General features: G+C 65.6%; 18 protein-coding genes. 10 read left to right on the top strand and 8 right to left on the bottom strand.

Features of this window, described 5'->3' with window-relative positions; translation table 11 throughout:
• The first annotated feature begins 106 nt into the window (after nt 1-106).
• Complete coding sequence (locus CWS35_RS36730; protein ID WP_024581048.1) at nt 107-724, top strand: LysE family translocator; 618 nt, start codon at nt 107-109, stop codon at nt 722-724.
• A gap of 28 nt (nt 725-752) precedes the next feature.
• Here CWS35_RS36730 and CWS35_RS36725 read toward each other — a convergent pair whose 3' ends face one another.
• The 3 genes from CWS35_RS36725 to CWS35_RS36715 are packed head-to-tail and all read right to left on the bottom strand — an operon-like array spanning nt 753 to nt 5,037.
• Nucleotides 753-1,676 carry a xanthine dehydrogenase family protein subunit M gene (locus tag CWS35_RS36725; RefSeq protein ID WP_100955878.1) on the bottom strand — a complete coding sequence of 308 codons (924 nt, stop codon included), beginning with the start codon at nt 1,674-1,676 and terminating at the stop codon, nt 753-755.
• On the bottom strand, nt 1,673-4,354 hold the full coding sequence (locus tag CWS35_RS36720; RefSeq protein WP_100955877.1) for a molybdopterin-dependent oxidoreductase: 2,682 nt from the start codon (nt 4,352-4,354) through the stop codon (nt 1,673-1,675). The genes CWS35_RS36725 and CWS35_RS36720 overlap by 4 nt, the downstream gene beginning before the upstream one ends.
• Nucleotides 4,351-5,037 (bottom strand): TetR/AcrR family transcriptional regulator, encoded by a 687-nt coding sequence (locus tag CWS35_RS36715; RefSeq protein WP_024581045.1) that lies wholly within the window; start codon nt 5,035-5,037, stop codon nt 4,351-4,353. Before CWS35_RS36715 ends, CWS35_RS36720 begins: the two co-directional genes overlap by 4 nt.
• Before the next feature lie 169 nt (nt 5,038-5,206).
• Here CWS35_RS36715 and CWS35_RS36710 point away from each other — a divergent pair, with 169 nt between their 5' ends.
• From CWS35_RS36710 to CWS35_RS36695, 4 genes are all read left to right on the top strand, one after another.
• Complete coding sequence (locus CWS35_RS36710) at nt 5,207-5,440, top strand: hypothetical protein (RefSeq protein ID WP_100955876.1); 234 nt, start codon at nt 5,207-5,209, stop codon at nt 5,438-5,440.
• 290 nt (nt 5,441-5,730) lie between these two features.
• Nucleotides 5,731-7,998, top strand: a complete 2,268-nt coding sequence (locus tag CWS35_RS36705) for a TonB-dependent siderophore receptor (protein ID WP_100955875.1) — start codon at nt 5,731-5,733, stop codon at nt 7,996-7,998.
• An 84-nt stretch (nt 7,999-8,082) separates the two neighbouring features.
• Complete coding sequence (locus CWS35_RS36700) at nt 8,083-9,171, top strand: PepSY domain-containing protein (RefSeq protein ID WP_024581042.1); 1,089 nt, start codon at nt 8,083-8,085, stop codon at nt 9,169-9,171.
• Nucleotides 9,172-9,178: 7 nt separating this feature from the next.
• Entirely contained in the window at nt 9,179-9,361 is a 183-nt protein-coding gene (locus tag CWS35_RS36695; RefSeq protein ID WP_024581041.1) for a hypothetical protein, read from the top strand.
• A gap of 12 nt (nt 9,362-9,373) precedes the next feature.
• Here CWS35_RS36695 and CWS35_RS36690 read toward each other — a convergent pair whose 3' ends face one another.
• Entirely contained in the window at nt 9,374-10,171 is a 798-nt protein-coding gene (locus tag CWS35_RS36690; RefSeq protein WP_100955874.1) for an N-formylglutamate amidohydrolase, read from the bottom strand.
• Nucleotides 10,172-10,273: 102 nt separating this feature from the next.
• Here CWS35_RS36690 and CWS35_RS36685 point away from each other — a divergent pair, with 102 nt between their 5' ends.
• From CWS35_RS36685 to CWS35_RS36675, 3 genes are all read left to right on the top strand, one after another.
• Nucleotides 10,274-11,173, top strand: a complete 900-nt coding sequence (locus CWS35_RS36685; RefSeq protein WP_024581039.1) for a transglutaminase family protein — start codon at nt 10,274-10,276, stop codon at nt 11,171-11,173.
• 2 nt (nt 11,174-11,175) lie between these two features.
• Nucleotides 11,176-11,988 carry a transglutaminase family protein gene (locus tag CWS35_RS36680; RefSeq protein WP_024581038.1) on the top strand — a complete coding sequence of 271 codons (813 nt, stop codon included), beginning with the start codon at nt 11,176-11,178 and terminating at the stop codon, nt 11,986-11,988.
• A 130-nt stretch (nt 11,989-12,118) separates the two neighbouring features.
• Nucleotides 12,119-12,517, top strand: a complete 399-nt coding sequence (locus tag CWS35_RS36675; protein ID WP_100955873.1) for a gamma-glutamylcyclotransferase — start codon at nt 12,119-12,121, stop codon at nt 12,515-12,517.
• A 114-nt stretch (nt 12,518-12,631) separates the two neighbouring features.
• Here the strand turns inward: CWS35_RS36675 and CWS35_RS36670 are convergent, their stop codons facing one another.
• On the bottom strand, nt 12,632-12,835 hold the full coding sequence (locus tag CWS35_RS36670; protein WP_100955872.1) for a hypothetical protein: 204 nt from the start codon (nt 12,833-12,835) through the stop codon (nt 12,632-12,634).
• A 73-nt stretch (nt 12,836-12,908) separates the two neighbouring features.
• Nucleotides 12,909-13,463 carry a chlorite dismutase family protein gene (locus tag CWS35_RS36665; RefSeq protein WP_100955871.1) on the bottom strand — a complete coding sequence of 185 codons (555 nt, stop codon included), beginning with the start codon at nt 13,461-13,463 and terminating at the stop codon, nt 12,909-12,911.
• A 277-nt stretch (nt 13,464-13,740) separates the two neighbouring features.
• Between CWS35_RS36665 and dnaG the strand changes: the two genes are divergently transcribed.
• Both dnaG and rpoD read left to right on the top strand, forming a co-directional pair.
• On the top strand, nt 13,741-15,759 hold the full coding sequence (gene dnaG, locus CWS35_RS36660) for a DNA primase (protein WP_100955870.1): 2,019 nt from the start codon (nt 13,741-13,743) through the stop codon (nt 15,757-15,759).
• A 254-nt stretch (nt 15,760-16,013) separates the two neighbouring features.
• Entirely contained in the window at nt 16,014-18,143 is a 2,130-nt protein-coding gene (gene rpoD, locus CWS35_RS36655) for an RNA polymerase sigma factor RpoD (protein ID WP_024581033.1), read from the top strand.
• 218 nt (nt 18,144-18,361) lie between these two features.
• Here rpoD and CWS35_RS36650 read toward each other — a convergent pair whose 3' ends face one another.
• Nucleotides 18,362-18,598: a hypothetical protein gene (locus CWS35_RS36650; RefSeq protein ID WP_024581032.1), complete on the bottom strand. Its 237-nt coding sequence runs from the start codon at nt 18,596-18,598 to the stop codon at nt 18,362-18,364.
• Nucleotides 18,599-18,754: 156 nt separating this feature from the next.
• Nucleotides 18,755-21,550: a CHAT domain-containing tetratricopeptide repeat protein gene (locus CWS35_RS36645; protein WP_100955869.1), complete on the bottom strand. Its 2,796-nt coding sequence runs from the start codon at nt 21,548-21,550 to the stop codon at nt 18,755-18,757.
• Between the last annotated feature and the right edge of the window lie 418 nt (nt 21,551-21,968).

Raw genomic sequence — 21,968 nt, 5'->3', positions numbered from 1 at the left:
GGCTTGTCCCGGGCATCTACGCCTCTATGATCCGGTTGCGCCACCATAAGACGTGGATAGCCGGGACGAGCCCGGCCATGGCGAGCGCTCAAACCGGAATTCGATGATGTCCCTGCAAGCCTATTTCGCCTTCGTCGCCGCCTGCATTGCGCTGGCGCTGCTGCCCGGTCCGATCGTCACGATGGTGATCGCCAATGGCCTGCGCTACGGCACGCGCGCGGCGCTGACCAATGTGCTGGGCGCGCAGGTCGGGCTCGCGATCGTGATCGGCACCGTCGCGGTCGGCCTGACCTCGCTGATGGCGACCATGGGCTACTGGTTCGACTGGGTACGCTTCGCCGGCGCCGCCTACCTGGTCTGGCTCGGCTTCAAACTGATCCGTTCGCCGGTCGAGGGCGTCGGCACCGATGAGACACCGCCGCCGCCGCGCGGCGGCTTCTTCCTCCAGGGTTTTCTGGTGCTGCTATCGAACCCGAAGGTCCTGGTGTTCTTCGGCGCCTTCATTCCGCAGTTCATGGACATGGACAAGCCGCACATTCCGCAGGTCGCGCTGCTCGGCATCACCTTCATGGTGACCGCCGTGCTGACCGACGCCGCCTACGCGCTGGCCGCCGGCCGCGCCCGAAAATTCTTCTCCAGGGAGCGGACGCGGCTGATGTCGCGCATCTCGGGCGGCTTCATGATCGGCGGCGGCATCTGGCTGGCGCTGACCCGGGCGCGGTGAGCCCGGCGCGGAAACAGTCGCCTGCACACTACACCGCGATCCGTTCCACCACGTCGCGCACCAGGCCCGTCAATAGTTCGAGCTTGTATCCGGTCATCGGCAGCGGCCTGGCTCCCGATGTCGCAAGCTCGGCGGCTTGCGCCGCGCTGGCCGCATTGGCCGGCTTGCCTTCGAGCGCCGCCGCGGACGCTGCGAGACGCAGCGGCACCGGAGCGATGCCGCCTGCGGCGATGTCGACTTGCTGGAACGTGCCGCCCGAGATCACCGCGCGCACGCAGATCTCGACCAGCGGCCATTCCGCATAGGAGCGGCTGATGGCGCGCCGGTAGAGCGCGCGCTCGCCGGCGAGCGGTGCAGGGAGCTCGATCCGCTCGATCCGTTCGCCCGGCGCGAGCAGATTGTCGGCGGTGCCGTTGCTGCCGTCGCCGAGCAGGTCGGAGATCGACAGGCCGCTGCGCTGGTCCGTGGTGAGCTTCGCGTCATAGGCCAGCAGCGCCATCGCCATCGTCGACGGATGCGGCGCCACGCAGGGGCCGAGATCGAACGCGACGTGATAGAGATGGTTGCCCGATCGTGCCGGACAGTCGGCGCCGCCCTTCTTGAGACAGGCGATCTGCGGATTGCGGTAGTACCAGCAGCGCGAGCGCTGGGCGAGGTTGCCGCCGAGCGTCGCCATGTGCCGGATCTGCGGTGTAGCCAGGCCCTGTGCGGCAGCACTGATGCCGGGATAGGCCTGGGCGAGCCGCGGGTCGGATGCGATCGCGGCGATCGCGGTCAGCGCGCCGATGCGTGCCGAGCCGTTGCCATCCCAGGTGATGCCGATGGTATCGGGGCTGGCGGTGAGGTCGATGATCGACCCGCACGACAGGCCGCTGCGGCGGCGCTCCGACAGGTCGGTGCCGGCGGCACGGAATTCGGGCGCGGACATTGCGAATGCGGTTGCGGCGCTCATGCGGCGGTCCTCCCCTTCAGCGCGGCGACGATGCGGTCCGGCCGGATCGGAATTTCGGTGAGGCGGATCCCGATCGCGTCGTGGATCGCGTTGGCGACCGCGGCCGAGGTCGGCACCGTCGACGCCTCGCCGATGCCGACGCTGTTGCCGAGCACGTGGTCGAAGCCGGCTTCGTCGAAATGGACGTCGATCTCCGGCGTGTCGGCGATGCCGGGGATGCGATAATCCTCCATTCCCGCGGTCAGCACGTCGCCATTGGTCGGATCGAGCTCGCGCGCCTCGTAGAGCGCATAGCCGAGGCCCTGGATCACGGCGCCGCAGGCCTGGCTGCGTGCCAGCGCGGGCGCCGCGATCTTTCCGACCGCGATGCCGGTATGCACGTTGAGCACGCGGACATGGCCGAGCCAGGTGTCGACCTCGACCTCGATCACCTGCACCGAGCTCGGCACGCCGGCGCCGACCGCGATGTTGGAGAAGCGGCGCATCATCCAGCCGAACACCATGCCGATCAGGCCGACCTCGCGCAGCGGCGAGCGGATGCCGGGCGCGGTGTTCTTGCCGTCCTCGCCACGCGTCTCGGTCACCGCGATGTCGGGCGAGCGCGCGATCAGCTCGCGCCACGGCGCGTTGGAGCCGGGCGCGGGCTTTCGCGTCGCCTGTTCGAGCATCGCGGCTTTGAGTTTCCGGACGGCAAGGATCGTCGGCGGCAGCACCGAGGCGGTGACGCGGCTGCCGCCGGAGCCCGGCCCTTCGGGCAGCGCGGAATCACCGATCCGCACGTCGATGTCGGCAGGTTCGAGATCGAACTCGCGCGCGATGGTGTCGGCGAGCACGCTGCGGGTGCCGGTGCCGATGTCCTGCGTCGCGGTGCTGGCGACGATGCGGCCGCCCTTGACCGCGACCTCGACCTTCACATTGGGCTGCCAGAGATACAGCCAGTAGCCGGTCGCCATCCCGATGCCGCGGCGATAGCGCCCGTTCTGCTGTGGCTTGCGGCTGCGCCACACCTCGAGCCCGGAGGCCCAATCGTACAGCCGCTGCCGGTTGGGATCGGGATCCCAGCGCTTGCGCAGCGCGATCGGGTCGACCTTGAGCCGCAGCGCGGCCTCGTCGATTGCCTGCTCGACCGCGAAGGCCATTGGCGGGCCGCCGGGGCCGCGGAAGGCGGCGCCGGGCGGCAGGTTGCTGATGACGTCGAAATCCGACAGGTCCTTCGCCTCGGCCGGATAGATCAGCCGCGCGAGGCCCGCGATCGTCGAGTTGGTGGCAGCGCCCGTATCGGCATGGGCGGTGACGGAGAGCGCCTTCAGCGCGCCCCGCTCGGAGGGCAGCAGCGCGACCTTCAATTCCGCGGCCGGTCGATAGCCGGCGACCGAGAGCTCTTCATGCCGGTCGTAGACCACGCGCACCGGGGCTTTCGCCTCGCGCGCCAGCTCGATCGCGGCAATCGTCTCCACGCCGAGGCTTGCCTTCGATCCGAAGCCGCCGCCGACGTGATCGGCAATCACGCGGACCTTGTCGTGCTCGAGCTTGTAGCGCTTGGCGATCTGCTCCTTGAGGTGAAACACCTGCTGGGTCGAGGCGTGCAGGGTCAGCCGGTCGCCGTCGAAGCGCGCCACCGCGGCGTGCGGCTCGAGACAGGCATGTTGCTGCGTGGCGGTGCGGAAGGTGGCTTCGACCAGCAGCTTGTTGCTCGCCTGGCGCGCCTCATCGACCCAGTTGCGGGCCTTCTTGGCGCGGGTCGAGAACACCGCGGTCGGTCCGCGGATGTTCTGCTTCCATGGTGCCGGTCCGCCGGCGGCCTCCGACACGTTGCCGGCCCGCTTCCGGCTCGCGCGGTCGAACACCACGGGCGCGTCGTCTCTGCGGCCGGCGTCGAGCCCGATCACCGCGGGCAGGCGTTCGCTGGTCAGCTTGATTGCGGCCAGCGCGGCAAGCGCCGTCTTGCGGTCTTTCGCCGCGACCGCCGCGATCGGCTCGCCGACATAGCGCACGATCCGGTCGTCGCCGATCAACGACACCGCGGTGACGCCGGCCAGCGCGCGCGCCGGCGCAAGATCGAGCGTGGCGATCCGCGCATGGGCCTCGCGCGAGCGCAGGATCAGGCCTTCGAGCTGGCCGTCGTGATTGATGTCGACGGTGTATTTCGCCGCGCCCGTCACCTTGTCGCGCGCCTCGATGCGGGGCGCTGCGATATTGTCGCCGTCGAACCGGCCGGCGCATGCATCGGCGACCGCGCGGAAAATCCCGTCATAGGCGCCACAGCGGCAGAGATGGCCCGACAGCGCCGCGCCGATCTCCTCGCGCGTCGGCACCGCCGTTCCCCTGGTCGCGCGCCAGCGGTCGCAGAACGCGGTGGCTTCCACGATGAAGCCCGGCGTGCAGAAGCCGCATTGCAGGGCGTCATGCGCCATGAATGCCTTCTGCACCGGATGCAGCTGGGCCGCGCCGATGCCCTCCACCGTCGTCACCGATTTTCCGGAGGCGGCATGCGCCGGCATCAGGCAGCTTGCGACCGGCGCGCCATCGACCAGCACGGTGCAGGCGCCGCAGACGCCGCCACCGCACACGAGCTTGGTGCCGGTGAGCTTGAGCTGGTCGCGCACCACCTCGATCAGCAGCGCGTCGGGATCGTCGGGCAGGGAAGCCGCGCGGCCGTTGATGGTCGTCGTGGTCATGGATGTCCTCCAGTCGTCCTGCGTGTCGGCTTTTTCCGGAGCGCCGCCTTCGTGACGGGCGGCTTGTGCGATTTCGGCGCGGATTTTGATTCCGATTTCGGTTTGGCGCCCGCGCAGAGCGTCCGCACCATCACCGCCATGTCCTTCAGGAACGCCTCGGCCGGCTGCATCGCCGGGTATTGCGACTTCGCGGCGTACATCGCCATTTCGACCAGCCGGGCAAATTCGGCCGGCGAAAGCTGCTGCGGCAGCGCGAGCTGCTGCGTGCGCACGATCCGCGAGATGGTCGCGACCATGCGCTCCGCATAGCGCGCGGCATAGGTCTGGTAGAGGTCGCGCGCGTGCACGAGGTGCTCGGAATACAGCTCCTCGAGATGCGGCGAGCCGTCCAGCGATCCGATCATGGTCGACATCCGCGCGGTCATGCCCGCGGCCAGGATATCGCCGAGATCGCCGCCGGCCGTCTCAGCCTCGGTAACGGCCGCGTCCTCGGCCGCGATCGCAGCCTCATGCACGCGCTCGATCACGGCGCGGAACAGCGCTTCCTTGGATTCGAAATGATGATAGAGCGCCTGCCGCGTCAGCCCGGCCGCTTCGGCGACCTGCTCGATCGAGGAGCGGCGGAAGCCGTGCCGGCGGAACACCAGCATGGTGGCATCGAGAATACGGTCTTTCGGTCCCATTTGACGATTTTGACAAGAATAGACGAACTGTCAAATCGCGATTTGGTGAAGCGGCCGGCCGGGTCCGCCGAGGCCTGTGTGAAATGCATCACGGATGCTTGCGCCCCAGTTGCGTAAAGCTTCGTCATGCAGGCGAGCCTGCTCGCCCGCGGCTTGCGAGGATACGCAGATGGCTCAGGTCTACTTCCATTGCTCGAACACACGCGGCGTGTTGATGGACCGCCGCGGCACCGCGGTGACCAGCCTTGCGGAGGCCTGCGAGGCGGCGACCGGCATGATGCGAGCGCTGGTCGCATCGGCCAGCATGGAAGACTGGCGCGACTGGGCCGTGCATGTCAGCGACGAGGCCGGCGAGGAGATCGTGATCCTGTCCTTCGCATCGGTACTCGGCAAGCCGCACTGAAGCGCGCCATGTCGTTGCTTCGCGCAGATGCGCCAAATGCCACGGCGCAGAAAATACACTGGAGCAATCCTTAGAACCGTTCGAAAGCTGAGGCGTGTTGTCGCAAGCCGATAGGGCGCGCGCGTTGCCTGCTCGCAACACCCGCAACGATTGGACCAATACTGGACGTGTTCTAACCGCCGATCGGCAGCGCTCTTCGTTGGTCATGCTAGTGACGGCGAAAGATGAGGGCGATGTAAGTTGACGGGGGTCAGATGTTTCGTCGCGGAGTGACGGCGGCGGCCGGATATATGGCCTGCAGCGGTTTGTTTGTGTTGAGTGTCGTGATGCCGCGTGAAGGCGTGGCGCAGTCGGCCTTGCCTCCGGTGACGGTGGAGGCGCCGAAGCAACAGCAGCAGGCGCGGCGTACGCAGCCGGCGCGCCGATCGGCACGGGCTGCGCGGACCGGTTCGCGCGCCACCGCGAACCGGGCACCCGCGCAGGCGCAGAGCGCTCCGCCACGCGGTGCCGGCTCCATCGGAGAGCGCGGCAATGGGCCGGTCACCGGCTATCTCGCAAGCCAGAGCGTCACCGCAACCAAGACCGACAGCCCGGTCCTTACTACGCCGCAGTCGATCTCGATCGTCACCAAGGACCAGATCGAGGCGCAGGGCGCGCAGAACATCACCGAAGCGCTGCGCTACACACCCGGCGTTACGATCGAGAGCTTTGGCGCCAACGCCTTTTTCGACGAGTTCAAGCTGCGCGGCTTCACTGCGCCGCGCTATCTGGACGGCTTGCGGCTCCCCACGGATGCGACGACATTCGCGGTGCCACGGATCGAGACCTACGGGCTCGAGCGGGTCGAGGTCTTGAAGGGCCCATCGTCCGGTCTTTACGGGCAGTCGGATCCCGGCGGCCTGCTCAACATGGTCAGCAAGCGGCCGACCGATACCCCGCACTATGAAGTCGAGGGCAGCTTCGGTTCGTTCGATCGCTTCCAGGGCGCCTTCGATATCGGTGGTCCGGTCGACAAGAACGGCCAGGTCCTCTACCGCATCGTCGGCCTTGGCCGTGACAGCAACAGTCAGACCAACTACGTCCAGGACAACAAGCTGTTCATTGCGCCGAGCTTGACCTGGCGCCCGACCTCCGACACCAGCTTCACGATCCTCTCGCAGTATCAGAAGGTCGACAACAAGGGTTATCAGCAATATGTGCCCGGACAGGTGTCGTTCCTGCCCAACCCCAACGGCCATATTCCCTATGGCCGGTACCTCGGCGAGCCCGGATTGGATGGCTACCATCTCGAGCAGTTCGCGGTCGGCTACGCGTTCGAGCACCGCTTCGACAACATTTTCCAGTTCCGGCAGAATCTCCGCTACACAGAGGTCAGCAATGACCTGGCGTCGGTGCGGACCGAAGGCATGGTGACGGACCGACTGGTCGCGCGCACCTACAATTACGTCAAGGCCAATGCCGCCAACGTTGCGCTCGACAATCAGTTGCAGGCGGACTTTGCCACCGGGCCGCTGGTCCACAAGGTGCTGGCCGGCGTCGACTACTTCGATCTGTGGGCTCGCACGGACTATCGCACCACGCCGATCGCGCCGATCGACGCCTATAATCCGGTCTATGGCGCCGCCGTGCCGTCCTTCAACGCGCTACCTTCGTTCATCCTGCGCGACGACAAGCAATCGCAGGTGGGGGCCTACATACAGGACCAGGTCAAGCTCGATCGCTGGACGTTGACGATGAGCGGTCGCCAGGACTGGGTGAGTTCCGGCTTCAACAGTCTGGCGTTCTATCCGCCGCCCGGCCACTATTCGCGCGATGACTCGGCACAAACCGGTCGCGTCGGCCTGAACTACCTGTTCGATGTCGGCCTGTCGCCCTACATCAGTTATTCGACATCATTCACCCCGAATCTCGGCGCCGATAGCGCCGGCCGCTCTTTCAGGCCGACGACGGGCGAGGGGGGCGAGGTCGGCGTCAAGTTCAAGCCGAACGGCTCGAACTTCATGGTGACGGCGGCGGTGTTCGACATCCGTCAGCAGGACGTGCTGACCGCGGATCCGGCAAATCCGATCTTCAACGTACAGACCGATGCCGTGCGCGTACGCGGCTTCGAGCTCGAGTTGAAGGGCAATCTGACCCGGGAGCTCGAAATCACGGCGGGTTACACCCATCTCGATCCGCGCGTGACCACGAGCATCGCCGGCTATGCCGGCAAGTACATGATGAACACGGCGAGGGATCAGGGTTCGATCTGGGGCAAGTATACCTGGTACGACGGCGCGCTTGCGGGCCTTGGACTCGGCCTCGGCGTGCGCTATGTCGGTGAGACCTACGGCGACAACTTCAACACCTTCGTCATACCCTCCTATGCGTTGCTCGACGCGGCCGTCAGCTACGACTTCGCCTATCTCAGGCCAGACTGGAAGGGTTGGAAGGCCCAGGTCAACGTGACCAATTTGACCGACCATTTCTATGTGGCGTCCTGCTTGACCGGCCTGCCCTATTGCGGTCTCGGCAACGGCCGGACGGTGCTGGGCACGATGAAGTACACTTGGAACTAGGCAACGAAATTGACTGCGACGACCAAATCACTGCGGCGATGGGGCGCGGTCCACAAATGGACCAGCCTGATCTGCACCTTGTTCATGCTGCTCCTGTGCGTCACGGGCCTGCCGTTGATCTTCCACGACGAGATCGACGACCTCCTGCACAGCCAGGTCAAGGCCGCCGACGTGCCTCCCGGCACGCCGCCGGCCAATCTGGACCATCTGCTCGCCAACGCGTTGGCGCAGACGCCGGGTCAGGTACCGCACTTCCTGATCTGGGATCGCGACGATCCCAACGCCATGTTCGTCAGCGTCGGTCCGACGATCGACGCCGATCCGAGCAACAATCGCCTGATCCGCATGGATAGCCATACCGGAGCCTACCTCGACGCGCCCGACGTCACCGGCCGCTTCACCTACATCATGCTGAAGCTGCACACCGACATGTTCGCGGGTCTGCCCGGCAAGCTGTTCCTCGGATTGATGGGGATCCTGTTCTGCGTCGCGATCATCTCCGGGATCGTCGTCTATGCGCCGTCGATGCGGAAGCTGCGGTTTGGCGCCTACCGCGCGCAGCGGACCCGGGTCGTGCGCTGGCTCGACGTGCACAATCTCGCGGGCATCCTGCTCGTCGCCTGGACGCTGGTCGTGGGTTTCACCGGCGTGATCAACACCTGGGCCGATCTCGTGGTCAAGATGTGGCAGTTCGGCCAACTCGCGGAAATGACCGCGCAGTACAAGGATCGGCCGGTGCCCGCCAAGCTGACCTCGCTGAACTCCGCCGTCGAGGTGGCGACGCACGCCGTACCGGGAATGACGCCGAGCTTCGTCGCCTTCCCGGGAACCCTGTTCAGCAGCAAGAGCCACTACGCTGTGTTCCTGCGTGGCGATACGCCGCTGACCTCGCGGCTGCTCAAGCCGGCGCTGATCGATGCCGAGACCGGCAAGCTGACCGACACGAGGGATATGCCGTGGTATGTGACGACGTTGTTCGTCTCGCAGCCGCTGCATTTCGGCGACTATGGCGGCATGCCGCTCAAGATCATCTGGGCGCTGCTCGACATCCTGACCATCTTCATCCTGGTCACCGGCGTGTATCTGTGGCTGCGCCGCCGCAAAGCGGGGGTGAGCCAGGAGCGCGCCATCGCCAACGCCGCGTCGATCGAAAATCCCGCACTCACCTCGTGACGTCAGCATGGTCGCACATCGCTCATTGAACCAGATCTTCGCCGTCCCGCTCGTGATCGCAATCGTGAGCACGGTGGGCTTGATCAGCGCGCTGGTCGGCGACGGCTGGTGGGATGCCGTCTCCTGGGTGGCGCTCGGCCTGCCCGTGCTGCTTTATTTGCTGTACATCTGGCGACGCCGGCCGAACTGAACGGACGACGTCCTAGATCAGAGCTTCGGCGCGCAGCGTCGTCTCGATCTCGCCGAGGATGCGCGCCAGCCGTTCGGCCCATGCCGTCTCGCCGGCCTGGTCGGAGATCAGGTCCTGCCGGATCTCGATGCCGGAATTCATCAGGCCGCGCTTCTCGCCGTGCACCGGGATCGTGTAGTCGGTCTCGTCGCTGACCGCATAGGGCTCGTTGTCGCCGACCACGAGATCGCCCTCCGCGCGCAGATGCTTCAGCAGCAGCGGCGGCAACATCGTGTCGCGATGGTAGAGCGTGCCGATGTGCCAGGGACGAGCGATGCCGGCGTAGATCGGCGTGAAGCTGTGCAGCGACACCAGCACGGTCGGCATGCCCTGACGCGCGCGCGCGTCGATGATCTCGTCGATGCGGGCGTGATAGGGATCGAAGATCTGGGCGCGGCGCAACTCGGCGGCGTCGCGCGACAGGCCCTCATTGCCCGGCACCGTGGTGGCTTCGCTGATCAGCGGGATCGAGCTTGCGACATGCGGTGGGCGGTTGCAGTCGATCACGAGGCGCGAGTAGCGCTGCGCGATCAGGTGCACGTCGAGCCGGTCGGAGAGCTGTTTGGCGACGCCGGCGATGCCGATGTCCCAGGCGATGTGGCGCACGAGCTCGCTTTCGGGCAGGCCGAGGTCGCCGAGCGGGGAGGGAATCAGCCTGCCAAAATGATCGCAGGTGAATAGGAACGGCGACCGGCCGCCGGGATTGTGTTCAAGAACCGGTGAAACGTCGGTGTTCGCGAGCAGAACGGAGGGACCACCGGCGTGATTCACGGGCTTTTTCCTCAACTTTGCCTATTCGAGCGGCATGCTGGTTTGGAATCGGGCAGCATTCTCTATAGATTTGGCGGCCCAAATCACCATGATTATTTGACGATGCCGCTGCTGACCATCAATCACAAGACCGTTTATCGCTACGCCCGTCCGGTGGCGTTCGGCGAACACCGCCTCATGCTGCGCCCGCGCGACGGCCATGACCTATGCGTGCTCGACAGCGCGCTGGTCATCGACCCGATGCCGATGTCGCTGCGCTGGATCCATGACGTGTTCGGCAACAGCGTCGCGATCGCGACCTTCGACGAACGCGCCGATACGCTGTCGTTCGTCTCGACGGCGACCGTCGAGCACAATCCGGCCGACAGGTTCGCGCTGACGCCCGACGACCCGGCCTATTTCTATCCGTTTCTCTACGACGATGAGGAATTCCCCGATCTACAGCAGTTCATCACGCCGCAATATGGCGACCCGAACGGTGAGCTGTCGGCCTGGGCACGGCGCTTCCTCGACGGCGAGCCGCCGACACTGACGTTCAAGATCCTCAGCGACATGACCCATGGCATCCGCGAGGCGTTCAGCTATCGCAAGCGCTACGAGCAGGGCACCCAGCATCCGCTCGACACGCTGCGGACGCGGTCCGGCACCTGCCGCGACTATGCGCTGTTCATGATCGAGGCGCTGCGCCGGCTCGGCATCGCCGCGCGCTTCGTCTCCGGCTATCTCGCGATGCCTCCCGGCAGCGCGCATGGCTATGTCGGCGGCGGCTCGACCCACGCCTGGGTGCAGGTCTATCTGCCGAGCGCGGGCTGGATCGAGTTCGATCCGACCAACGGCATCGTCGGCACCCGCGATCTGATCCGCGTCGCGGTGGCGCGCGATCCGCGCCAGGCGATCCCGCTGCACGGCGTCTATCTCGGCGCGGCGGACGCCTATCTCGGCATGGACGTCGACATCAAGGTGGTGTCGGTCGGCGAGGAAGCGGAACGGGAGACAGCCTGACGATGCAGATCAAGGTCGGCTTCGAGATCACCTATGCGGCGACGCAGCCGACACCGATGGTGATCATGCTGTCGATTCATCCATCGCGCTATGCCGACATCGTCGGCACCGAAAGCATCTCGACCGAGCCTGCCGTTCCGATCGGCCTCTATCGCGACGGCTTCGGCAATGTCTGCGGGCGGCTGGTCGCCCCCGGCGGTGGCCTCACCTTCCGCGGCGATGCACTGGTGCGCGATTCCGGGCAGCCTGACCTGGTCAATCCGGCGGCGCAGCAGGTTGCGATCGAGCAATTGCCCGACGACATGCTGCTCTATCTGATGCCGAGCCGCTACTGCGAGACCGACAAGCTGACCGATATCGCCTGGTCGCTGTTCGGCAACACACAGCCCGGCTGGGCAAGGGTGCAGGCGATCACCGAGTTCGTGCACCATCATGTCACCTTCGGCTATCAGCACGCCCATCACATGAAGTCGGCGCACGACGTCTATGAAAGCCGCACCGGCGTCTGCCGCGACTTCGCGCATCTGGCGCTGACCTTCTGCCGCTGCATGGGCATCCCGGCGCGCTACTGCACCGGCTATCTCGGTGACATCGGCGTGCCGCCTGATCCCGCGCCGATGGATTTCTCCGGCTGGTTCGAGGTCTATCTGTCCGGCCAATGGTACACCTTCGATGCCCGCCACAACGTGCCGCGGATCGGCCGCATCCTGATGGCCACCGGTCGCGACGCCGCCGACGTCGCGCTCACCACGAGCTTCGGCCGCATGACGCTGACCAAGTTCGTCGTCGTGACCGATGAGGTGGTGACGGCTTGATTCTTCGCGGCCATTCCGTCATTCCGGGGCGCCCGCAGGGCGAACCCGGAATCCATGTTTCAAAGCATTCGTCTGGCGCGATGGCTTCCGGGCTCGCGTCTGCGACGCGCCCTGGAATGACCGAGCAACCATGATCTCCGATCTCCTCTTCGTCTACGGCACGCTGATGCGCGGCTTCGACCATCCGATGGCGAAGCTGCTCGCGGGCAATGCCGAGTTCCTCGGGCCCGCGCAGTGCCGCGGCCGGCTCTATCTGGTGAAGCATTATCCGGGCCTGGTCGCCTCGGACGATGCCGCCGACATCGTGCACGGCGAACTGTTCCGCCTGCGCGAGCGCGAGGCCATGCTGCGCGAGTTCGACATGTACGAGGCCTGCGGCGAGGGCTTTCCGCCGCCGACCGAATACGTCCGCGAGATGCTTGCCGTCACGCGCGCCGACGGCCCGGTGAGCGAGGCGTGGACCTATCTCTACAACTGGCCGGTCGCCGAGCTGCCGCGGATCGCGTCAGGAAAATTCCTCGAGCATTAGATCATGATGCGTTTCCACGGAATCGCATCATGATCTCATCTCTTTGTTTGAGCATGATCTTCGTTTGAGCATGATCTTCTCGGAAAACCGGTTTCCACTTTTCCGGATCATGCTCTAGCTGTCCGCGCTCGGACGCCGCATTGCCTTGTAGATGAGATGGCATATCGCGAAGAGGATGAAGAGCGGAATGCCCCAGAATACGGCGAGCAGGCCGCCGATCACCTCGAAGGAATGCCAGCCACTGAGGCCGCCGAAGCAGATCGTGAGCACCACGATCGAGATCACCACCATGATCGTGATGCGCAGGAACGCTCTCATCGGACCAACTCCCGCGGTTGCCGAAGTGCTCGACAGGCTCGGACGGCGACGCTGGGCGTGACGACGTCCCGCGTCAGCTTTCTCTGATCATGCGAACGTCGACCTCGCGCTCGACAAAGCTCCATTCCTCGGTGGCGCGCAGCATGCCGACCAGTTCGTCGAACAGACTGTCGTGCTCGGGGGCGAATTCGAACCAGGTCAGGAAGTCGAACGGCATGCCGAGATCGCGGGCGTGAAACAGCTGGCGGGCGATCGCGGGGAGGAATTTCAAGGTGCCTGAAATGTGGTGCGACTTGTCCTCGAAGATCTTGCGGCGCTCCTCCTGGGTCAGCTCCCACCACGCCGCGGATTTCCGGATCGGGATCAGCGCCGCATGGGTCGCCTCGCTGCGGCCGAGCCCGGCCTGCACGGCGGCGAGCTTCTCGCGCTCATCCTTCTCGGTGTAGCGCAGATGGCTGGCGACACCGGCGAGCCGCCAGGAGGTCTGCGACGGCAACAGCGGCAGCGCGATGGTCTCACTCGCAACCACCGAGACCGCCGCGACCTTCGGCAGCGTCTCGCCCGTCACCCGCGTGATGGACGTGACCTGCCAGCCCCCGCTTTGCCCGCCTCTGAATGTCGTGAACATGGCGCTATCCAATCCCGGAAGCGGGGAGGGGGCAAGCGCGGCGGTTGAAGTCATCCCCAGCGTCATTCCGGGGCAGCCCGCCAGGGCTGAGCCCGGAATCCATAGATCGGCAATGTGGATGCATGGGATTCCAGGCTCGATGCTTCGCATCCGCCCGGATCGAGGAGGGTGTGGATAGCCGGGAGAAGGCGGACGAGCTTGCTCCTCCGAATGCTTCCTCACTATATCACCACGTAGTTGAGTTACCGACCGCCGGTTGATTCCGGACTGGAGCCAGATGCGTTTCACGCCCGAATTCCTCGAAGAGCTGCGCGCCCGGCTTCCGGTTTCGGAAGTCGTGGGTCGGCGCGTCAAGCTCAAGAAGGCGGGGCGAGAGTGGAAGGGGCTGTCGCCATTCCAGCAGGAGAAGACGCCCTCGTTCTTCGTCAATGATCAGAAGCAGGCCTGGTTCGACTTCTCGTCCGGGCTGAACGGCAACATCTTCGACTTCCTGATGAAGACCGAGGGCGTGACGTTTCCCGAGGCGGTGGAGCGTCTTGCCGCGATGGCGGGCGTCCCGCTGCCCGCCGCGACGCCCGATGCGGCACGCAACGAGCAGCGCCGGCGCACCCTGCACGACGTGATGGAACTGGCGACCAAGTTCTTCGCCGACACGCTGGCCTCGCGCCACGGCGCCAAGGCACGCGGCTATCTCGCCGACCGTGCCATCTCGCCGGCAACCCAGCTCCAGTTCCGGATGGGCTACGCGCCGCCGGATCGCTTTGCGCTGAAGGAGCATCTCGGCGGCCAGGGCATCTCCACCGAGGACATGGTGGAGGCCGGGCTTCTGGTGTCCGGCGAGGACAAGCCGGTGCCGTTCGATCGCTTCCGCGACCGCGTCATGTTCCCGATCACCGATGGCCGCGGCCGCGTCATCGCCTTCGGCGGCCGTGCGCTGGAGAAGGACGTTCCGGCAAAATACCTGAACTCGCCGGAAACCACGCTGTTTCACAAGGGCGACAATCTCTACAATCTGTTCACCGCGCGGCAGGCGGCGCATGACGGCGCGCAGCTGATCGTGGTCGAAGGCTATGTCGACGTCATCGCGATGGTCACCTCGGGCTTTCCCGGCGCGGTCGCACCGCTCGGCACCGCGCTGACCGAGAACCAGCTCGCGCTGCTCTGGAAGATGGTCGACGAGCCGATCCTGTGCTTCGACGGCGACCGCGCCGGGCAGAAGGCGGCGTACCGTGCAGCGGACCTGGCGTTGCCGCAACTCAAGCCGGGCAAGAGCCTGCGCATCGCGCTGCTGCCGGAAGGCCAGGACCCCGACGACCTCGCCCGCTCCGGCGGCCGCGGTGCGATCGAGGACGTGATCTCGGCGGCGCGTCCGCTTGCCGACATGGTCTGGACGCGCGAGATCGAAGGCGGCAATTTCGACACGCCGGAGCGCCGCGCCGCGCTGGAGGCCAAGATCGGCGAGCTCACCAACGGCATCCGCGACGAGGTGGTGCGGCGCTATTATCGGCAGGACTTGCAGGAGCGGCTGCAACGCAACTTCGCTCCCGAGGGCGGGCGCGGCGGTTATGGCCGCGGCGGCTACGCGAGGGGCAGTTTCGGCGGCGGGCGCGGCGGCGAATCACCTCGCCAGTTTGCTCCCCGCGGACCGGCCCAAGGTGGCCAGGCCGGCCGGTTCGGCAGCAAGGGCGGCGCCACCCCCGGGATTCTACGGGGTCCCTATCAGGCGGCGAGCCCACAGCTCGCCAACAGCCCGATCATGCGCGGCCAGCGCAGCGCGATCTCGCGCCGCGAGGCGCTGATCCTGCAATGTCTGATCAATCACCCCTGGCTGCTGCACGAGCATCTCGAGGAGGTGGCGGCACTGGAGCTTGCGCATCCCGAGGCCAACAAGCTCAGGGCCGCCATTATCGCAGCCTTTGCCCATGATCATCACCATTCCCCCGATGCCGAGGAGCAGGCCGAGAAGATGCGGTCTGATCTGGAGATGCGGGAATTAACGCCTATTCTTCAAAGGGTTGAGCGGGCGATCACGACCCAGGCGGTGTGGGGCGCGCAGGTTGGCGCCGCGCGTGAGGATGTTTTATCGACCTGGCGTCAACTGGTTGCCTTGCATCAGAAAACCCACGCCTTATTTAGGGAAAGAAAAGATGCAGAGGCGGCTTTGGCTGAAGACTCCAGCGAAGCCAATCTGGCATGGTTGCAGGATATCCAGGCCCGGATGGCAGAAGCCGATGGGACCGAAGCCCTGATCGAAGGGTTCGGCGAATTGTCGGGCCGGTTCCAACGTAATGTCTGATAACAAAAATGCTGCGGACGGCGCTCGTCGCACCCGCAAAAAGACTCGCCAAATCCATGGTTTGGCTGCAAAAACAGGGTTAAGCGAAACTTAATAGCCTCACGGCTATTGCAGATGGAAACCATCGAGACGGATGACAGGGGTGGCGAAATCTTGCGCCGCCCTTTGTGCGTCGAGAGTAATTCTAGCTAGATAGCGTGCAAACGTGCGTGCGTGGCACCATTTTGCATGACCGCGTTTCGGGAGCTTAGTGAATGGCCACCAAGGCAAAGACGCTGCAGGTTAAGGACAAGGAAAAAGACGACAAGGCGGCGGATGCTCCTGAGAAGGATTCCGCTGACGCGCCGTCGCCGTTGCTCGACCTGTCGGATGCCGCGGTGAAGAAGATGATCAAGCAGGCCAAGAAGCGCGGCTTCGTGACCTTCGATCAGCTCAACGAAGTCTTGCCTTCCGACACGACGTCGCCCGAACAGATCGAAGACATCATGTCGATGCTCTCGGACATGGGCATCAACGTCACCGAGGCCGACGACTCTGAAGGCGAGGACGAGAAGGACGACGGCGAGGACGAGACCGACAACGAACTCGTCGAGGTCACGCAGAAGGCCGTCACCGAGGTCAAGAAGTCGGAGCCCGGCGAACGTACCGACGATCCCGTGCGCATGTATCTGCGCGAGATGGGCACCGTCGAGCTGCTGTCGCGCGAGGGCGAAATCGCGATCGCCAAGCGCATCGAGGCCGGCCGCGAGGCGATGATCGCGGGCCTCTGCGAAAGCCCGCTGACCTTCCAGGCCATCATCATCTGGCGCGACGAACTCAACGAAGGCAAGATCTTCCTCCGCGACATCATCGATCTCGAAGCGACCTACGCGGGCCCGGAATCCAAGGGCGGCATCAATCCGAACCTGATCGGCAACAATCCCGAAGGCGCTGCGGCTGAAGCCAATGGCAATGGCGCCGACGCGGCCGCGCCGGCCCATGTCGCGCCGCCTGCTGCGCCGCCGTCGCCGACCCCGTTCCGTGCCGCGCCCGCCGGTGGCGAAGCCGGCACCGAGGAGAAGGATCCCGCCGAGGCCGCCGCCGAAGGCGACATGGACGACGACGAGTTCGAGAACCAGATGTCGCTCGCCGCCATCGAGGCCGAGCTGAAGCCGAAGGTGGTCGAGACCTTCGACAAGATCGCGTCCGAGTACAAGAAGCTGCGCCGTCTTCAAGAACAGGACATCGCCAACCAGTTGCAGAGCGAGTCGCTGTCGCCGTCGCAGGAGCGCAAGTACAAGAAGCTGAAGGACGAGATCATCGTCGAGGTGAAGTCGCTGCGCCTCAACCAGGCCCGCATCGATTCGCTGGTCGAGCAGCTCTACGACATCAACAAGAAGCTGGTCTCGTTCGAGGGCCGCCTGCTGCGCCTCGGCGACAGCCACGGCGTCGCGCGCGAGGACTTCCTGCGCAACTACCAGGGCTCGGAGCTCGACCCGCGCTGGCTCAACCGCGTCTCGAAGCTCTCCGCCAAGGGCTGGAAGAACTTCGTCCATCACGAGAAGGACCGCATCAAGGACCTGCGCCACGAGATCCAGTCGCTGGCGGCGCTCACCGGGCTCGAGATCGGCGAATTCCGCAAGATCGTGCACGGCGTGCAGAAGGGCGAGCGCGAGGCCCGTCAGGCCAAGAAGGAGATGGTGGAAGCCAACCTCCGTCTCGTGATCTCGATCGCCAAGAAGTACACCAACCGCGGCCTGCAATTCCTCGACCTGATCCAGGAAGGCAATATCGGCCTGATGAAGGCGGTCGATAAGTTCGAATATCGCCGCGGCTACAAGTTCTCGACCTACGCCACCTGGTGGATCCGGCAGGCGATCACCCGCTCGATCGCCGACCAGGCCCGCACCATCCGTATCCCCGTGCACATGATCGAGACGATCAACAAGATCGTCCGTACCTCGCGCCAGATGCTCAACGAGATCGGCCGCGAGCCGACCCCGGAAGAGCTCGCCGAGAAGCTCGGCATGCCGCTCGAGAAGGTCCGCAAGGTCCTCAAGATCGCCAAGGAGCCGCTGTCGCTGGAGACCCCGGTCGGTGACGAGGAAGATTCGCATCTCGGCGATTTCATCGAGGACAAGAACGCGATCCTGCCGATCGATGCTGCGATCCAGTCCAACCTGCGCGAGACCACCACGCGCGTGCTGGCTTCGCTCACGCCGCGCGAGGAACGCGTGCTGCGCATGCGCTTCGGCATCGGCATGAACACCGACCACACGCTGGAAGAAGTCGGCCAGCAGTTCTCGGTGACGAGAGAGCGCATCCGCCAGATCGAAGCCAAGGCGCTGCGCAAGCTCAAGCACCCGTCACGGTCGCGCAAGCTGCGCTCGTTCCTCGATAACTAGGCCTACGGGCATTCATTCAATGAAAACGGCGGGCTGGTGCCCGCCGTTTTTGTCTGTCGAGTAATCGCTATCCCATCGTCATTCCGGGGCGCGCGAAGCGCGAACCCGGAATCCATCGGGCCACGCATTTTGCGGTAGAATGGATTCCGGGCTCGGCGCTGCGCGCCGCCCCGGAATGACGAATGAGGAGATAACGGAGTACGCGAGGTCGCCGCTCGTTACTTCTTCTTCGCGCCGACCCGCTCGATGGTCTTGATCTCGAGCGGCGGGCGGCCGCCCTTTTCGGCGATCTCGCGGTCCTGCTCGCGCAGGAAGGCGCGCACCGGCTCGTCGCCGTCGAGCCCGCCCAGCAGTTCCGACGGCACACGGCGGTTGGAGCGCTGCGAGCCGTCTTCATAGAACACGTTGAAGAAGGCAAATTCGCCTTTGGGATTGGTCCCGGGTTTTTTCGGCATGGGTGGCTTGTCCTCGATCAGGACGCCGCTGTCAAAGCAAATCGCCGCACCCTCCCGCCGGTCTGCCCTGCGGTGCAGGGCCCTTGTGGAGAGCGGTGTGCAATTCGGCCGGCAGGCGCTCGGCGCCCGACCGGTCACATCGCCGACATATCCGCCTCAGCCCTCGAACAGCACGAAGGCAGCCCACACGCTGGGGTCGTTGGCGCCGGCGACCTTGCCGTCGCGTGCATCGCGCCGGGTCTGGCGCAGCGCATCCGAATAGGTCATGCCGTCGGCGAGGTGCTCGTAGTAGCGCACGGCGAAGTTCGCGGTGCCTTCGTCGGCGACCGGCCACAGCGTCAGCAGCGCGCGGCGGGCGCCGGCGATGCCGAGCGCGGTCGGCAGGCCGCGCAGCCCGCTGACGAAGCTCTCGTCGCCGCGACCGGTCTCGCAGGCCGACAGCACCAGCAGATCGAGTCCGGACAGGTCCCAGTCCATCAGTTCGAAGGCATAGAGATAGCCGTCCTTGTCGTCGCGCAGCGGCCAACGGCTGTCGCCGGCGCCGGACAGCACGATGCCGCTCTGCCACAGCGTATCGAGGCCGGACGCCGTGCTGTCGTGATAGAAGCCGTGGGTCGCCAGATGCGCGATGCGCGCCTTGCCGATCTTGTCGCGCAGCGTGCTTTCGCTGACGCCGCTGCCGCTCAGCATCTCGACCGGCGCGCCGCGTGCGCGGGCGAGCTTTGCGATCGCCTCGATCTCGGTCTTGGTGCCGGGCAGCGGCATCGGGCCGGGAACGCCATATTCGATGCCGCCGGCAAGCAGCATCGCGCCCGTCTTCTCGAGCGTCTCGCGCGCATGGATCGCGATCAGCGCATCGGGGCTGGTCAGCATCCGGATCGTGAACCTGTCTTCCAGCAGCCCGCCATCGGCGCCGGGCAAGAGCGAGAACGGCACCGCGAACAGGAAGCCGTCCGGCACCACGTAGAGCGTGGTCTTGTCCTTCAGGACCGGCTCCAGCGGCGCGAACAGCCGCTCGCGGAGGTTCTGGAAGCGGCCCTTGCCGTCGAGCCCCCTGGCGTCGAGATCGGGCATGGTCGCCCGCGTCGCGCGCAGCCGCGCGATCTCGGTCCGCACGGCGGTGTCGACCATCTTGCCGGGATCGCCGAGATCGATCACGCGCGGCTCGCTTTGCGCGGTCTCGACGATGGCGTAGAGCACGCTGGCGGCGAGCGGCTGCTTCGACTGACGGTCCGCCTTCCATTGCCGGGTGATGAAGTAGTTGATGACGGCTTCATTGCCCGCCAGCAGTTGCGACGGGCGGATCGGGTCCTGCGGCAGCGTCACGCCGATCGCATCGAGTCGCTTGTTCAAAGCCTTCTCGGCGGCGTCCTGCCGCCCCCACACCGATCGCGCCCAGTCGTCGATATTGCCCGACGAGAACAGCTCCTGCTTCTCGCCATTCAGCCGCAGCGCCGCACGCAGCAGCGTCGCGGTCTCCTCGTCCTTGCCCGCCATTTGGGTCTCGAGCCGGCGCAGCGCCGTGGCGTCGCCGCCGCCAAGCGTCTTCCAGCGCAGCACCGCGGCGGCAAAGGCCGGCTGCGCCACCGATGATCCGGCCCCGGTCGCGAAGCGGCCGAACGCGAACAGCAGATGGTCGGCATGGGCGCGGATCGCCTCGGCGACGGCGCGATCGCCCGCGGTGCCGACCTCGCGCTTCATCCACGCGAACATCTCGCGGTCGAGCGCGGTGAAGCTCTGCACCGCGCGGTTCGGATCGGTCGCGATCAGGGCAACTGCGATGCCGAGCTTGATCTCGAAGGAAATCGGATGCTGCGCGGTGAAGGCGCGGGTCGAGATCGCAAGCGCGGTCTCGCGCAACCGCATGCCCGCATCCGGTTCGCCGCGCTGCTCGCGCTTGCCGGCGGCCAGCACCGCGGCCTTGATGCGCAGGAAGTCGGCGAAATTCTCCTCATTGGCGACGATCGCCTCCAGCCGGGTCAGGTCGGCTGGCGAGATCACGGCATCGCCGGCAGCGAGCATGTCGGTGTAGAACAGCCAGGCATCGGCCTGGCCGGCGAAGCTCGGATCCTTCGGCGCCATCGCGACCGCGATCGTGCGGTGGCGGCGGAAATAGCGCCGCGCTTCGTCGAAGCGGCCGAGGTTGAGGAAATCCTGGCCGGCATTGTTGACCGTCACCAGCGTGTTGAGATGGTTCTCGCCGTAACGCTTGACGCGCTTCTCGATCGCGAACAAATCGAGCTCGAGCGCCTTGGCCGGCGCGCCGATCTCGCGCAGCATGTCGGCATAATTGTTGGCGAGCTTCGCGGTGGTGCGATGGTCGGGCCCCAGCGCCTTCTCCGAGCGCTCGAAATTGTGCCGGCCCAGATTGGTCGCCGACGCGGCCGAGCCGTTGGCCGACAGCGCCACCGCGAGCTTGTCGCTGGCGATCAGCGATTCCTCGGAGCCTTCGCCCCAATAGGCGTTGAAGGCCGCGATCCCCTTCATGTAGAGCGGGACCGCTTTCGCGATCCTGGCGTGGTCGGACAGCAGGATGGCGTATTCCAGCAGCACATCGGCATTGCCGGGCGGCGATTGTGCGGCCGCCTTGCTCTGGAACGCGCGCACGAACAGCTTTTCAGCGAGGTCGTCGCGCTTGACCGCACGCAGCGTGGCGGTGGCGTCGTAATATCGCTCCATGACGAACTGCGGATCGTCGAGCTTGTCCGCGGCATCGAGCGCGGCAGTGAGCTGCGCGGCGCCGGCCTCGATCTTGCCGCTGCGCGTCAGCGCGATGGCGTTCTTCATCTGCGTGGCGACGGCCTGCGTGGCGGCAGGGCGTTGCGCCTGCGCACGCTTGTCCTGCGCTGCCGCCGGGATGCTCGTTGCCGCCAGGGGCGCGCCGAGCGTGAAGATGATGGCAAGCGATGCAGCGGCCTTGCGCGTGCGGGCGAAAGCGTCGGCGGACTTCATCAGCAATGGTACCTCATCATGGAGCGCGCCCTTCGTTCCCGCGAATGACGGCGTCGGTGCAGCCAGCCTGCTCGGCTTTAACGGCCCGGCATTGCATCAACAAGACGCGACGGCAGCCGCGCGCGGGGGGAACCGGCATGGCGAATGTGTCTTGCTTCGTCGCAGCCGACACGGGCGGCGTTCATGCATCGTGCACCCGCCGGTTCCCGCCGCGTGCGGATCGTTGCCGCCGCGTGCATGGCCGGCGTCGGATGATGTTACCGCTCGGGGGCGGCCATCGAGCCAACTCATGACAGCCGTCTTTCGGATCGCCGTTCAAACGAAGGGCGGGCGAAAGCCCGGGCTTTTCTGACCATCGTCACTTGCATTGCACCATGCGATTCGCGTATGAGGCGCATCTTCCTTTTTTACAACTCTC

It is taken from the genome of Bradyrhizobium sp. SK17, assembly GCF_002831585.1.
In the GTDB taxonomy this organism is placed as follows: domain Bacteria; phylum Pseudomonadota; class Alphaproteobacteria; order Rhizobiales; family Xanthobacteraceae; genus Bradyrhizobium.
Note: the sequence above shows the minus strand (reverse complement) of the source record. Positions and strands in the feature narration are given on the sequence as shown.

Coding starts and splice junctions, on each gene's coding strand:
- CWS35_RS36730 (WP_024581048.1), top strand. CDS start 107: ATGTCCCTGCAAGCCTATTTCGCCTTCGTCGCCGCCTGCATTGCGCTG.
- CWS35_RS36725 (WP_100955878.1), bottom strand. CDS start 1,676: ATGAGCGCCGCAACCGCATTCGCAATGTCCGCGCCCGAATTCCGTGCC.
- CWS35_RS36720 (WP_100955877.1), bottom strand. CDS start 4,354: ATGACCACGACGACCATCAACGGCCGCGCGGCTTCCCTGCCCGACGAT.
- CWS35_RS36715 (WP_024581045.1), bottom strand. CDS start 5,037: ATGGGACCGAAAGACCGTATTCTCGATGCCACCATGCTGGTGTTCCGC.
- CWS35_RS36710 (WP_100955876.1), top strand. CDS start 5,207: ATGGCTCAGGTCTACTTCCATTGCTCGAACACACGCGGCGTGTTGATG.
- CWS35_RS36705 (WP_100955875.1), top strand. CDS start 5,731: ATGGCCTGCAGCGGTTTGTTTGTGTTGAGTGTCGTGATGCCGCGTGAA.
- CWS35_RS36700 (WP_024581042.1), top strand. CDS start 8,083: ATGCTGCTCCTGTGCGTCACGGGCCTGCCGTTGATCTTCCACGACGAG.
- CWS35_RS36695 (WP_024581041.1), top strand. CDS start 9,179: ATGGTCGCACATCGCTCATTGAACCAGATCTTCGCCGTCCCGCTCGTG.
- CWS35_RS36685 (WP_024581039.1), top strand. CDS start 10,274: ATGCCGCTGCTGACCATCAATCACAAGACCGTTTATCGCTACGCCCGT.
- CWS35_RS36680 (WP_024581038.1), top strand. CDS start 11,176: ATGCAGATCAAGGTCGGCTTCGAGATCACCTATGCGGCGACGCAGCCG.
- CWS35_RS36675 (WP_100955873.1), top strand. CDS start 12,119: ATGATCTCCGATCTCCTCTTCGTCTACGGCACGCTGATGCGCGGCTTC.
- CWS35_RS36670 (WP_100955872.1), bottom strand. CDS start 12,835: ATGAGAGCGTTCCTGCGCATCACGATCATGGTGGTGATCTCGATCGTG.
- CWS35_RS36665 (WP_100955871.1), bottom strand. CDS start 13,463: ATGTTCACGACATTCAGAGGCGGGCAAAGCGGGGGCTGGCAGGTCACG.
- dnaG (WP_100955870.1), top strand. CDS start 13,741: ATGCGTTTCACGCCCGAATTCCTCGAAGAGCTGCGCGCCCGGCTTCCG.
- rpoD (WP_024581033.1), top strand. CDS start 16,014: ATGGCCACCAAGGCAAAGACGCTGCAGGTTAAGGACAAGGAAAAAGAC.
- CWS35_RS36650 (WP_024581032.1), bottom strand. CDS start 18,598: ATGCCGAAAAAACCCGGGACCAATCCCAAAGGCGAATTTGCCTTCTTC.
- CWS35_RS36645 (WP_100955869.1), bottom strand. CDS start 21,550: ATGAAGTCCGCCGACGCTTTCGCCCGCACGCGCAAGGCCGCTGCATCG.